This window comes from Microcoleus sp. Pol1C5, from assembly GCF_036701115.1.
GTDB lineage: Bacteria > Cyanobacteriota > Cyanobacteriia > Cyanobacteriales > Microcoleaceae > Microcoleus.
Window position 1 is genome coordinate 70,075 of sequence record NZ_JAUBQE010000017.1, and the last position, 12,669, is coordinate 82,743.

Sequence of the window (12,669 nt, forward strand, 5' to 3'; positions counted from 1 at the left end):
GAGGTATCTAGGTCAAACCAAGGATTTTGGGAATAAACGGAGTTTTTGTCAAATCAACCACAGCAAAACTGCACTCTCCAGCAGTGATTTCCCCGATAGTTGACAAGAAATACTATTAGGCGGAATACTGAAGGTGATTTGCGGGCGCCTAAATCTTCGGAATCGGCGATCGGCTCAATGTGGTGTGAGGAAAAATGTCCAAATTTTTGTGGAAGGGACTTTTAGTTAGTCCCGCTGTATTGGCAGCAAGTTTAGTTGTATCTTCGACGGCGCTAGCAGAGCAACCTGTAGAAATTGCCACGGCAGCTCAAACTGATAAATTGCAATTAGCAGGTGCTGCAACCGAGGCAGCCAAGTCTGAGACAGCAAAGCCTGAGACAGCCGAACCAGCTTCACTAGCTAGCAAATCAACTGTTGAAACTATTGAGAAAGAAAGGGCAAACCTCTACGAGGGCTTCACTAACGATTTGATCGCCCCAGTTGCCGAACAAGCAAAAGCACCGGAAGTTGCAGCAGCAGATTTAGGCGAAACCAAACCCGCAGTAGCGCCCGCAAATTTAAGTGCCGAACAACCAGTCGCGCAGCAAATCCCCACAGTAGCGCCCGCAAACTTAAGCGAAACGCCACCCGCCATTGCACCGGCTAATTTAAGCGCGGAAAAATCCGCCGCGCAGCCCGATCAGATTTCGCAATCCACTGATTCAAGTGCCCAACCTCAAGCACAGTCTAATGTTTTAGAACAAATCAACCAATACAGCACAGAAGGCAGTAGCAGCGAAGATGCGGCCGGCCAAGTAACATCTGTGTCGCAACTTTCCGACGTTCGGCCAACCGATTGGGCGTTCCAAGCTTTGCAGTCTCTAGTAGAGCGCTACGGGTGCATAGCTGGCTATCCTGACGGCACTTTTCGCGGCAACCGGGCGATGACTCGCTACGAATTTGCAGCAGGTTTAAATGCGTGTTTAGATAAAGTTAGCGAGCTGATTCAAGGCGGTTCCAGAAATCTGGCGACGCGAGAAGATTTGGCTTCTGTGCAAAGGTTGCAAGAAGAATTTGCGGCGGAATTGGCAACTTTGCGGGGCCGCGTCGATGTTTTGGAAGCGCGCGCCTCTGAATTGGAAGCAAATCAGTTTTCAACTACGACTAAACTCAACGGCGAAGTGATATTTGGTTTGGCTGGTATCGCCGGGGGAGAAGATGCCGAGGGCCGCGAAGCTGATAAAGCCACGGCTTTTGGCAGCAGGGTTCGGATCAATTTCGACACGAGTTTCTCTGGAGAAGATTTGCTGAGAACTCGATTGCAAGTTTTAAATTTGGGTTCATTTTCTACTAATAATACGAAAACCGCTGAAGGGGAATTGCGGTTTAATGCGGGGCCTTTTGGCGAGGCTAGCAATACAGTAGGTTTAGATGCGCTGCTTTACCAATTCCCTCTCGGCAAAAGCACGACTGTAATTCTCGAAGCTAATGCCGGCGCTGCTGATGATTTTACCAACACTGTCAACCCTTACTTTGACGGAGACGGCAGCTACGGTGCTCTTTCTAACTTCGGTACTCGCAACCCAATTTACTATTTGATTGGCGGTTCTGGCATCGCTCTGCGGCATCAGTTTGGGGAAAAACTCGAACTGAGTTTGGGATATATGGCCGGCAATGCTGCGGACCCGACGCGGGGAAATGGTTTGTTTAACGGTTCTTACGGCGGTTTGGCTCAGTTGACTTTCAAACCGAACGACAACATGGCTTTAGGTTTAACTTACGTTAATTCCTACAACTTTGTTACTGGTACAGGCAGCAATGCTTCTAATTTCCCGGTGCGTCTCGGTTCCTTCGGGCTCGACGGCGATAGCAATCTGCCAGTTTCTAGCAATTCCTACGGCGCGCAAGCTTCGTGGCGGTTGAACCGGAGATTGGCAATTGGCGGTTGGGCGGGTTACACAAACCAGCGCATTTTATCGAACTTGGCTACTCCTACCGGTTCTGTGCAGCGGGGAGATCAAAAAATCTGGAACTGGGCGGTTACTTTGGCTTTTCCCGATTTGTTGAAAGAAGGAAATGTGGCGGGGATTGTGGTAGGTATGGAGCCGCGGGTGACGAGTTCTACTAATCGGACTTTGCCGGAAGATAAGGATACTTCGCTGCACGTTGAAGGTTTTTATCAGTTTAAGTTGAGCGATAATATTGCTATCACTCCCGGTCTGATTTGGCTGACTGCTCCTGACCACAATAAGAATAATTCTGATTTGGTGATTGGGGTGGTCAGAACGACGTTTACTTTCTAGGAGCAGCCCACACCAATTTTAGATTTTATATTGGCGGTTTTAATCTAAAATCTAAAATTGTCCGAGCTTGGGTTTGATGTTTAAACAAAAACGACCAGCTTTAGCAAAAGCTGGTCTGCACAAATAGTTAAATCCGTTGTGTTCCCACAGTGTTGTTCTCACAGTGAGGAAACCCAAGTTGCACGTTTCTTTGCAAAGGGTTCTAAAAGAAATATCATCTCTCTTAAGGGGTACTATAACAACAAAATTTAATTTTCTGTAATAAAACTTTACATTACAGGCGAATTTTAATTTTTAGGACGATCGCACTTTTTTGCACTTTGTATAATAAAACCGGTTTCAAAAACCCGGTCTATACGTAGGTTGATGCCTACCAAACCTTTTATTTTGCGAAAAAACGAGGTTTCGATGGGCGATCGACCTTTTGCTCACTTTATATAAATCAAGCCGGAGCTTGCTGCGGTCTACCCCAGACAATTCGCTCCTGCTTGTATACAACCATACCCGGTTTTGCGCCTTTGGGTTTGTATACATATTTCGGTTCTGTATAAACCACGGGAACTTGTTCGCTGTGGCGGGCGCGACTGTAGTAAGCAGTCATGTCGGCCGCAAATTGCAAATCGGTTTCTTCAGCAACTGTACCGGGTTTGAGACGCAGCAAAGCGTGGCTTCCGGGAATCTCTAGGGTGTGGAACCACAAGTCGTAGTCGTTAGCGGTGCGAAAAGTGAGTTGGTCGTTTTGGCGATTGTTGCGCCCGATTAATAATTCAAAGCCGCTGGGGGTTTGGTAGCGGTGAAATTCGATCGCAGCATTTTTGTCGGTACTGCGGTAATCTGGTACGTCTAGATATTTTTGCTGGATCAGTTCTTCGCGGATTTCGGCGAGGGTTTGCAAATCTTGGGTGTTGCGGTAGGTTTCCAATACTGAAAGTGCGACTTCAACTTGTTCTAAATAGTCGATTTCTTCCTGTACAGCGGCTAACAAAGGTTCTACTGCAATGCGGGCTCTTTTAAGTTTTTGGTGTTTTTTGTAGAGGGCTTGAGCGTTTTGAACGGCGTTTTTTTCCGGGTTTAGGGAAATGATAACTGGTTTCTCGGTTTCAAAGTCGGGGAGAGAAATTGATTTCATTCCCGGTTCCCAATGCTGCAAATTTGCCATCAGCAAGTCGGCTTGGGATTTGTGGGTGTCTGCGTCTGCTGATTGCTGCAAGCGTTCTTTAAATGTGTTGGCTTTGAGGCGCAGTTTGGCTAAGACGTTGTTGAGTTTTTGGGTAAGCTGATGCCGCAGTTGGGCGAATACTTCTTGATTGATTTCGCCTGTGTAGTAGCTGTTAAGTAATTCTTGAACCGAAGAGAAGGAAGAAGGAACAGAGGAGTTAGATTCGTTTGCAGTTTCTGCCTCTTTTGCATCTGGTGCGGGCCAATCGATTACGGTGTAGCCTTCGGGGGTAAAACTCGGGTGAAATTTAGAGTTTTCTAGGCATTGCAGCCAGTATAGCCAGCGCTGGAATAGTTGCTGCCAGTCGTCGGGATTCAGGCTGTCGGTGGATTGTTCGGGGTCTAAAGAAGCCGATCGAATCATTGACAAAACTAAGGCTTTACTCATCCCTCGGTAATTCTTCAACAGATTGCCCTTTAATTGCCCAGGAACCAGGCTAATTCGCGATTGCCAGCGGTTTTGAGATTCGCTCAGACTCGGCACTGCATCGGTCAAAGACGGGGGCATTTCGTAGGGTTGCCCGGTTTGGATGGGACGGACGGTGGATTGTTTGGCACTGACTTGGTGGGCGCAGGTGACAACGAGGTTGTCTTGGGCGGTGAGGATGACGTTGCTGTACTTGCCCATGATTTCGGCGTAGAGGTGCCAGAGGGCGGGCTCTCCGGGGCGTTTGGCGAATTGCAAGTCGATGACTCTTTCCCAGGATGAAACAGGGGCGATGGAAACTAAGGCTAAACCGCTGAGTTGGTGCCGCAGTTGTTCGCTGAAGGTGAAGGTATCGGGAATGCGGGGCGGGGGGTCGCCGACGCAGATGCGGGCGGCCACAGGATGCCAGGAAAGGTCAATCCAGCCGCGCCCTTTCATGGTGCGGAAGGCCAGGGACACGGTGAAGCGATCGCGCTGGTAGACTTGTTCTAAGCGCGCTGGCAGCCATTGGCCTCGCAGTTCGCTGCAAGTGGCGGTTAAAGTTGTAAAGTCTACGGGTTGCACGGTATTCTCAGGGCGATCGAACTATCTATTTCTATGCTGACAGATATCGGTCACATTTTACTAATTATATAAAATTATTGTTTACTTTTGCTTTCCGTCCTTCCCTCGGAAAGCTCTTCCATAATTTCGTTAAGAAATAACAAATAACTAATAGACATCTCCTAAAAAGCAGGTTTTGAACAGGCAGGGTAACTGTTCCACAAGAATTATGGCAGATATCTAATAACAACTAACTAATAACTTCCCCAATCAATTGCAAATGTTTGTACAAAGGTGCGATCGTATTGGCTGCGATCGCCCCGCTAGCAGCAACAGCGGGCAAACCAATTCCCGGAAATGTCGAATCTCCGCAGCAAAAAAGCCCCGCTAAAGGTGTTCTAGGTCCGGGAAACAAGCCGCTACCCGCCCGAATTCCGGGCCCGTAGGAACCGCGATGGCGGCGCAAAAACCTTTCGTGGGTTAGGGGTGTCCCAACTAAGGTGACTTCGCAGCGCGATCGAATATCGGGGATAATTCTCTCTAAGGCTTCCCACATTACCTCGGCGCGCGCTTGTTTTTGCAGCTTGTACTCTTCGCTGGTGCGATCGAGCTTTTGCCACAAATCGTAAGGCTCGTTTCCGGGGGTATATGCGTGAATGACGTGCTTTCCCGGAGGCGCGAGGTCGGGGTCGAGGAGGGAGGGAATCGAGACGAGAACGACGTTCTGAGGGGCCGAAACGCCCATTTCCCAGTCTTTCACGAAGATGTAGTGACAAGCCAAGTCCGATCGCACTCCGGCTGCATCAATTCCCAGATGCAGGTGCATGAAGCTGTCGCACTCTGGCGTCGCCTGCCGCTGTTGCCGAAACCTTTGCGGGACTGAGGTTTCAGGCAAAAGTTTCAGGGTATCCCAAACGGAAGCGTTGGAGACGACGGCTTTGTGCGATCGAATAATTTTGCCCGATCGCAGCCGCACGCCGGCAGCCCGGTTGTTTTCCACCAAAACTTCTGCAACGTGGGAATTTAGCAGCAACTGCCCTCCGTGGCGCTCTAAACCGCGTACCAGGGCGTTTACCAAAGCTGCACTACCGCCGATCGGATAGTCTAAAACTGCATTGGGGCGATACCAGTCGGCGAACATGAAAGCGACTTCGGCTGCGATCGTTCCGTCGGCGGGAAGTCCAGACAGCAGGAAGCACAACAAATTCAGCCAATTTCGGACAAAGGGATCTTTGACATTTTTGTCCATTATTTTGCTGAAAGGGCCTGCAAGTGCGATCGCGTCGCCAGCACTTTGCAGGAAAGCCGGCGCAAATTGGCCGAGGGTAAAAATACTGCCCAAATCGAAGCGCAAAGCGAGGGAGGGCAAGGCTGTGGCAGCTTTGGCGTAGGGTTCCATGATGCGCTGGAGTTGCCGCCATTCGGCGACTGCTGCGCCGCCGCGCAGTTGTGCGAGCACTTCGGCAAATTGACTCGCACCGACGGATGTGTCGAAATCGCCTTCTGGCAAACAGCAACCCCAGGTATCGTAGGTGATGCAGGGGAGTTTTTCGCCGATCGCATCCAAAACTTGCCGCAGGGGATTCGCAGACGGGCTGTAGGATAATCCGGAGTACAGGGAGGGCCCGGAGTCGAAGCTAAATCCGCCGCGTTCAAAACCGTGTGCGGCGCCGCCCGCGATCGAATGGCTTTCGCAAACCACAACCTCAAAGCCATAGCGGGCGAGCATTGCAGCGCAAGTCAATCCGCCTATCCCGCTGCCGATGACGATGATTTCTGTGTCTGTGGGGGCGATCGCAACCATATTTTTCTCCGCTAATTCAGCTAATATTATCTCTGTTACCAACAATAAAACTGGTTTGTATATTAAATGGAAAATATATCTATTCTCGAACAAGCCGCTAAATCTAATTCTAAACCATCTTCCAACGCCGTAGTTGCCGCCCTCCTCGAAGCTGAGAAAAACGCGAAAAAAAATAAAATTCGCTATTCTTTCGAGCAATTAATCGGCAACTGGCAACTCTGCTTTATCACCGGCACGAAAAAGACTCGACAAAAAGCGGGAATTGTCTTGGGTGCCGGACGTTACATCCCTCAGTGGATTGCGAAAATTCAAATTGCTTATTCGGCGGAACCTGTTGCTGAAGGGGAAGAGAATCGCGAAATCGGCAGGGTGGAAAATTCGGTGCAAGTTGGGGCGATCGAACTCACTCTTTCTGGGCCGACTAAGTTTTTGCCTAATAATATTTTAGCTTTTGATTTTACCAGAATTACTGTGAAAGTGTTGGGTAAAACTGTGTATCAAGGATTTATTCGCGGCGGTGAAGCACGGGAGGCGGATTTTTTTAGTTTGAGTGTGGGGAAACAGGCATTTTTTGCATATTTTCTGGTAGAAGATGGGATAATTGCCGCTAGGGGAAGGGGCGGCGGCTTAGCTTTGTGGGGGAGAGTTTAGCGTTTCTTAATTGCGTGCAATACAGCAGGGAAATAACCTGGTTCATTGGGGAATTGGCGGGATATTTGTTCTGCTTGGCGGTTGAATTCTGTTGTTTACTGCATCAATATTACTCAAAGTAGTAGCTTCCCCCGCGCGATCGCCCAGTTCCCGCATAATTGGTAAAGCTTGGTTAAAGTATTTCAATGCTTCTTGCGGTTGAGAAATGCTGTTGTACACTCTACCAATATTATTCAAAGTAGCAGCTTCCCCCCTGCGATTGCCTGCTGACCGCATAATTGGTAAAGCTTGGTTAAAGTATTTCAATGCTTCTTGCGTTTGGGATATGCTGTTGTACGCTGCACCAATATTATTCAAAGTAGCAGCTTCCCCCCTGCGATCGCCCACTTGCTGCAGAATTGGTAAAGCTTGGTTATAGTATTTCAATGCTTCTTGCGGTTGGGAAATGTTGTCGTACGCTAAACCAATATTATTCAAAGTAGTAGCTTCCCCCCTGCGATTGCCCACTTGCCGCAGAATTGGTAAAGCTTGGTTAAAGTATTTCAATGCTTCTTGCGGTTGGGAAATGCTGTTGTAGGCTAAACCAATATTACTCAAAGTAGCAGCTTCCCCCTTGCGATCGCCCGCTGACTGCGTAATTGGTAAAGCTTGGTTAAAGTATTTCAATGCTTCTTGCGGTTGGGAGATGCTGTTGTACGCTGCACCAATATTATTCAAAGTAGCAGCTTCCCCCCTGCGATCGCCCGCTGACCGCATAATTGGTAAAGCTTGGTTATAGTATTTCAATGCTTCTTGCGGTTGGGAAAGGCTGTCGTAGTTAAGACCAATATAATTGAGTGCTAGAGCTTCACTTTTTTTCTCTTTTAATTGTCGCGCAATGGCTAGAATTTGCTGCCATGTTTCTATTGCCTGTCGCGCTTCTTGTCCTTGCTGTCCCTGTTGTATTGCTTGCTCTATGAGTTGGTTTAATTTTTCAATCTGTGAATTTTGACTTTGCGCCCAACTCGGTTGAACCATCAGCGGCACAGTCAGAGGAGTCAGACACACACCCAAAACCAAAACACTGCTAATAAATTGTTTCATCATTTTCATAATTTACCAAAGTCGATTAATAGAATAGGCATCAAACGCAGAATCTTTACTTAATATCGGTATCCCTTCCACCATTGATTGTGCAATGAGCAAGCGATCGAACGGATCTTTATGATGAAAAGGCATGGTCACGATCGCATTCAGATGATCTAAATTGATCTTCAGGAGATTAAAGTCTTCTAAACTGAGTTTTTGCCCGATATACTCCTGAAAAGGCACACTCAAATTCAGCAGCCGTTTACTTTCCTTAATTGCCATCTCCCAAATACTTGGTATACTGACCAGTTTATTATCTTCGTCCTCAATTAGAATCCGTGCAGTGACACTAAGTTGAGAATCGCCTGCAAAAAACCAAATTAAGGTATGAGTATCTAACAGAATTCTCATTACATATAATCCTGAAAATCTTCTAACGGTTCATCAAAATTATCAGATATGGTAATCACCTCGCGATCGCTCCCAAACAGCGGCGCGCGGCGCTTTTTAGGAGGCATAGGTGGAGCCTTCGGTGGCGGAGGCGCAGGTTTTGGTGGCGGAGGGAATGGTTTTGGTGATTCTCTATTAGTTGCGTGATCGCCCTCTAGAAATTCTGCAATTTTTCGCCATTCCTCTCTGTCTTCATCTGACAAAGACACTAAAAACTCCTTCATCCTTTTCCACTTCTCCTCGTTGTTGATTGGCGAAACTTCCCGGGCTTCAATCAGAACTAAGGAGCCGTCAGGAATGTTAATATTTTCTTATAGTTGGATGTTTTTACCTTGTTTTATGCCTTTAACTTGAATAGGTTCGGATTTCATGGCTTGGTTGAGATAAACTGCCGATATTAGGTCAGGCCAGGTAAAGTTTTCAGGTAATTTATCGATTAAGCTGCGGACTTCTTCTTTAAGATTGATGGTTTCCATCGGTTTTAGTAAAGAGAGTAGAGATTTTAATTGTAGTACAAGCGGTTTTGAAGCGATCGAGCTTTTAGCAAAAGTTCATTCCAACTGATATTTTACACCTGTTGCAACAGTCCGGCGGGGGTTAAAACCCCCGACGGACTACGGGATTTGTGTTTATTGATTAGGCCAGATCGCACACAACCTCAAAAACACCCCCTGGAATAAACCGACACAACGCCCTCCGCCGATCGTCGGCATCTTGGCGGTTGACAAAACGCGCGATCGTATAGTGCTCAGCATTCGGTAAAATTCGGACGATCGCCCAAGAAGTGCCATCGCCCTGCTTTGACTTTTCAGGTGTTTTCGAGATCGAATTTGGGTTGAGTTCGATCGCCCCGCGGGCGATCGTCGGAGAATTGGCTTTTCTGAGAGTGTTGAGGTAGCGGGCGATCGTACTTCCTTTGAGATTCGCCCCGACGCGCAGAATCAGAAACACCGCCAAGCTTTCGATTTCTGGCCCAGTCATGCGCGCGCGATCGGCATCAAAATCCTCATCAGAGTAGCTGCGGATACCCGACAGCAGTTGCGTGATGCCAAAGTCATCTAAAGCTTGTTGATAGCCGCGGTTATATTCGCTGCCGTCGCTCACAGGCTTTACCATAGTAATAGTCTCCTTTTATGTGGATTGTCTCCTTGTATTTGGGGAGCCCTAAGCCAGCGCGAGCCCGACGAAAGTTCAGCGCTGGCTTTTGACTTTTTGAAACTATAGCATAGATATAGCACACATAAATGCTGTGGATGAGCCAAACTCGACAGGATGGTCTAGATACAGCACAATTACGATCGGCTTAAACTAAAAAATAATCAATCTCTGATGACCAAACGCTTAGCGACCTATTTAGCCGATGGAATCTATGACATCCTTGAAGAGTGGGCAAGTCAAGAACGCCGTTCAGTCAGCAGCTTGTCAGCATTCATTTTGGAGCAAGCAGCCAGAGAACGCCAAAAGGAAATGAAACAACAGCCTCCGCCATCGGATGACAAGCAGGAGAAGAGTTGAGTGCAGTTGGGGCGTGCAATAGCAGCATAGTGCTGTGCAAAAGCAGCATTATGCTGCATATTCGACAAAATTGTCTAAAATACTCGACAACGGCGATCGGCTTAAATAAGAAACAATTAACCTCTAATGTCTAAACGCATATCAACCTCGATAGGAGAAGGAATCTATGACCTACTTCAAGAGTGGGCAAATGAGGAACGCCGTTCAATCAGCGGCTTGTCAGCATTCATTTTGGAACAAGCTGTGAGGGAACGTCAAAAACAAATGCAAAAACAGTCCCCACCATCCGATGAGAAACAAGATAAAAGTTGAGTGCAGTTTATGCGATCGATCTTTTACTCTTTTCCCCGTAGAAGATTATCTAATTCTTCCTGATTCTTCCTGATTCTTCCTTCGCGTCTTCGCGGTTCAATAATACTAAATGAAATTTATTAGAATCGATTTAGGTTGGAGTTCAGGAGCCAGTGGTTTGTGCTGTTTGAATTGGTAAAATAACCAATTAGAATTAATAGAGTGCGATCGCCCCCACTAGCCAGACTAAAGCATTGGGACATACCGCCAGAGGTTTGAAACATAAATTTTCGCCCCTCTGCCTACCCCCTAAATCTCTCGCCCAAACATCACATTACCCATTTCCTGCGGGTATCCGCACAGTGAAAATAGACCCTTTCCCCTCTTCGCTTTCTACCAAAATTTCCCCGCCCATCATGTGACAGTAGTAGCGACTAAGTGTCAGCCCCAATCCAGCGCCCTCGTAAGGTCGCGTTGTTGAACAGTCAGCTTGCACAAAAGCTTCAAATAATTTGTGCTGTTGTTCTTGCGACATTCCAATTCCGGTATCCTTAACCGATAAGCAAATCCAATCCGACTCTTCAACATTCAGCAGAGGACAAGCGATCGCCGCAGAATGAGTTTCATCGGCAGGCATTGAATCGTCAATCGCCGATCGCCCTGCTGCATTCAATTTGCCGCTTCCTTCAATGCGCCTGACACTCAGTCTCACCCTGCCGTTTTTGGTGAACTTAGCAGCATTACTCAGCAGGTGCATCAAAACCTGCCGCACTTTTTTGAAATCTGCGTGCATGATACCCGCAGTTCGATCGCACTCAATCTCCAAAACATTGCCATTTTTCTCTACCAACGGTTTCGCAGCACACGCAACATTGTCAACCAGGGATTCGATGTCAAACTCTTGGATTTCGAGTTTCATCCTCCCGGCTTCAATTTTTGACAAATCGAGGATATCGTTAATCAAAGATAGCAGGTGCGTGCCCGCCTTCTGAATCCTGTGCAAGTCGGGTACAAACTCATCACATCCCGCATCCTGAGCATCTTCTGAAAGTAGTTGACTGTAGCCGATAATCGCATTTAAAGGCGTCCGCAACTCGTGGCTCATATTTGCTAAAAACTGGCTTTTAGCAGTGTTAGCGGTGACTGCCGCTTCCTTAGCGTGTTTCAATTCTTTTGTATGTTCGGAAACTCGCTCGATTAGATGATTGAGAGACACAGCTAATGAGCCTATTTCGTCTTGTCCGGTGACGGGGGCTCGCAAATCAAAATTCGACTCAGCGGCCACTTGTTCGGCAATCTGAGTGACGCTCACGACTGGTTTGGCGATCGCCCGACTGGTGCGGTCAGCCACCATTCCGGCTACCACGACCGACAGCAGCATACTAATAATAATTATGGCTTTTTCCATTCCTTGAGCGTCTTCCATCACTTCACCGCCTTGCCCCTCTTGCTGCTGGGCAATATCGAGGATTTGGCTCAATCTCTCAAGGCTGCTGTTGAGCTGTTTTACACCTTCTCCGCTTACTGTCGCCAAAATTTTTCTGGCAGACTCTATCTCCCTAGGTGACAGTTGCGATTGCTGGATTTCCTGCAAAGTTGGCTTGAGAGTATCGGCGTAGGATTCTAAATCTTCGGTGCAATCTTGCAGTAAACTTTTGAGAACTTCCGGCTTTACTGCCAGCCAAGCAGGTTGGCTGTCGGCAAACTTCTCTATGCGTAACCGCAGCTCTTTTGCCTGAACAATACTCTTGACAAACTGCTCTTCTTTCAATTCCAGCTTGGCAGGATTATCTACAAAAGAATCTAGCTGCGCTCCCTGCAATTGTGCTGCCAGCGCCGCATCTTTAAAATTTCCCAGCAATTGCGCTTGTAGGTGAGCGTCATTGAATTGTTCTAATCCTTGTCCTTGGTAGTAATCGGCAATCACCAGCCCACTCAGGGAGCCAATGAATCCGATTCCTATTGCCAGGAAATACCCGCCGCCAATTTTTTTATGGATGGACCAACCGCCAATTTTATATGGCAACATTTTGCGGAGTTTTAAACATGATATTTCTACAAAATCCTGGCTAGGGATTTTCTTATGTGGGGTTTCTATAGAAGCGACTTGTTCAGAAATAAAGAGCGGCATCAGTTTACCTACTTTGCTATTTTTTTGGTTTACCTTTCGCGTTGCCACAGGTTCTTTCTGCGGGTTAAATGGTTCTTCTGGATTGAACTCGCCCTGGTATTCCGAAACGGCAACCGATAAACTTGCTTCGTTCCCTGTTTTTTTTAGCAAGTTAATTTTTGACATATGCAACCCCTGTCTTTTGTTGAAATCTACCATGCTCTTAAGTTTTCCAAACGGAAAATCTTGTCTATTTTCCAGTAGACATCTGTGAAAAAGCATCTCAAACTCTTGTCGAGTCAGAGGAGAA

12 protein-coding genes are annotated in these 12,669 nt (G+C 47.3%); 4 read left to right on the forward strand and 8 right to left on the reverse strand.

Annotated features, from left to right (window positions below; genetic code table 11):
* Positions 1-194 precede the first annotated feature (194 nt).
* Positions 195-2,282 (forward strand): iron uptake porin, encoded by a 2,088-nt coding sequence (locus QUA23_RS11820; RefSeq protein ID WP_333076232.1) that lies wholly within the window; start codon positions 195-197, stop codon positions 2,280-2,282.
* A 442-nt stretch (positions 2,283-2,724) separates the two neighbouring features.
* Here the strand turns inward: QUA23_RS11820 and QUA23_RS11825 are convergent, their stop codons facing one another.
* Together QUA23_RS11825 and QUA23_RS11830 are read right to left on the reverse strand one after the other, a co-directional pair.
* A complete protein-coding gene (locus tag QUA23_RS11825) occupies positions 2,725-4,491 on the reverse strand; it encodes an NFACT RNA binding domain-containing protein (protein WP_333076231.1) in 1,767 nt (588 codons plus the stop codon).
* 229 nt (positions 4,492-4,720) lie between these two features.
* Entirely contained in the window at positions 4,721-6,274 is a 1,554-nt protein-coding gene (locus QUA23_RS11830; protein WP_333076278.1) for an NAD(P)/FAD-dependent oxidoreductase, read from the reverse strand.
* Between the two features lie 66 nt (positions 6,275-6,340).
* Between QUA23_RS11830 and QUA23_RS11835 the strand changes: the two genes are divergently transcribed.
* Positions 6,341-6,925 (forward strand): hypothetical protein, encoded by a 585-nt coding sequence (locus tag QUA23_RS11835; RefSeq protein ID WP_333076230.1) that lies wholly within the window; start codon positions 6,341-6,343, stop codon positions 6,923-6,925.
* A 42-nt stretch (positions 6,926-6,967) separates the two neighbouring features.
* On the opposite strand, the gene QUA23_RS11840 is transcribed toward QUA23_RS11835, so the two are convergent.
* The 5 genes from QUA23_RS11840 to QUA23_RS11860 all read right to left on the reverse strand — a co-directional run bounded on the left by QUA23_RS11840 (position 6,968) and on the right by QUA23_RS11860 (position 9,559).
* Positions 6,968-8,011 carry a tetratricopeptide repeat protein gene (locus QUA23_RS11840; RefSeq protein ID WP_333076229.1) on the reverse strand — a complete coding sequence of 348 codons (1,044 nt, stop codon included), beginning with the start codon at positions 8,009-8,011 and terminating at the stop codon, positions 6,968-6,970.
* A gap of 9 nt (positions 8,012-8,020) precedes the next feature.
* Positions 8,021-8,404, reverse strand: coding sequence for a type II toxin-antitoxin system VapC family toxin (locus QUA23_RS11845; protein WP_333076228.1), 384 nt, complete (start codon positions 8,402-8,404; stop codon positions 8,021-8,023).
* The gene (locus QUA23_RS11850; RefSeq protein ID WP_333076227.1) at positions 8,404-8,667 is read right to left on the reverse strand and encodes a hypothetical protein; all 264 of its coding nucleotides are present in this window, start codon (positions 8,665-8,667) and stop codon (positions 8,404-8,406) included. Before QUA23_RS11850 ends, QUA23_RS11845 begins: the two co-directional genes overlap by 1 nt.
* Positions 8,668-8,754: 87 nt before the next feature.
* Positions 8,755-8,919: a hypothetical protein gene (locus QUA23_RS11855; RefSeq protein ID WP_333076226.1), complete on the reverse strand. Its 165-nt coding sequence runs from the start codon at positions 8,917-8,919 to the stop codon at positions 8,755-8,757.
* A 160-nt stretch (positions 8,920-9,079) separates the two neighbouring features.
* Positions 9,080-9,559: a hypothetical protein gene (locus tag QUA23_RS11860; RefSeq protein ID WP_333076225.1), complete on the reverse strand. Its 480-nt coding sequence runs from the start codon at positions 9,557-9,559 to the stop codon at positions 9,080-9,082.
* Positions 9,560-9,772: 213 nt separating this feature from the next.
* Between QUA23_RS11860 and QUA23_RS11865 the strand changes: the two genes are divergently transcribed.
* Both QUA23_RS11865 and QUA23_RS11870 read left to right on the forward strand, forming a co-directional pair.
* Positions 9,773-9,958 (forward strand): ribbon-helix-helix domain-containing protein, encoded by a 186-nt coding sequence (locus tag QUA23_RS11865; RefSeq protein WP_333076224.1) that lies wholly within the window; start codon positions 9,773-9,775, stop codon positions 9,956-9,958.
* Between the two features lie 126 nt (positions 9,959-10,084).
* Positions 10,085-10,270, forward strand: coding sequence for a ribbon-helix-helix domain-containing protein (locus tag QUA23_RS11870; RefSeq protein ID WP_332952640.1), 186 nt, complete (start codon positions 10,085-10,087; stop codon positions 10,268-10,270).
* A gap of 313 nt (positions 10,271-10,583) precedes the next feature.
* On the opposite strand, the gene QUA23_RS11875 is transcribed toward QUA23_RS11870, so the two are convergent.
* Positions 10,584-12,545: a HAMP domain-containing sensor histidine kinase gene (locus QUA23_RS11875; RefSeq protein ID WP_333076223.1), complete on the reverse strand. Its 1,962-nt coding sequence runs from the start codon at positions 12,543-12,545 to the stop codon at positions 10,584-10,586.
* Positions 12,546-12,669: the final 124 nt, after the last annotated feature.